This is a genomic window from Corallococcus praedator (genome assembly GCF_003612125.1).
GTDB classification, from domain to species: Bacteria; Myxococcota; Myxococcia; order Myxococcales; family Myxococcaceae; genus Corallococcus; species Corallococcus praedator.
In genome coordinates this window covers 1-410 of sequence record NZ_RAWI01001255.1, presented here as the reverse complement: position 1 = coordinate 410, position 410 = coordinate 1, and the positions used below count along the sequence as shown (strand labels likewise).

The following is a 410-nucleotide window of genomic DNA, read 5'->3' as shown; positions in this document are numbered from 1 at the left end:
CTTTTCTGACACCTCTAGCTTAAAATTCGAAAGTACTAAAGGATCGATAGGCCACGCTTTCACGGTTTGTATTCATACTGAAAATCAAAATCAAGTGAGCTTTTACCCTTTTGTTCTACATGAGATTTCTGTTCTCATTGAGCTCACCTTAGGACACCTGTGTTATCATTTAACAGATGTGCCTCCCCAGCCAAACTCCCCGCCTGATGATGTTTTTCACGTAATTCACCCAGACAAAAGTCCAAGCTTCCAACTATAACTGGGCCGCCGCGAAGCAACGCAGATATTACATCATGATATAAGTGTAACAACATTGAGAGTAGTGGTATTTCACTGACGGCAAAAGCCTCCCACTTATTCTACACCTCCCAAGTCATTTCACAACATCAGACTAGAGTCAAGCTCAACAG

At 42.2% G+C, this 410-nt stretch carries 1 rRNA gene; it reads right to left on the bottom strand.

Annotated elements, in window-relative coordinates:
• Positions 1-410: ribosomal RNA gene (locus D7Y13_RS50210) — 23S ribosomal RNA — on the bottom strand; the annotation flags it as partial.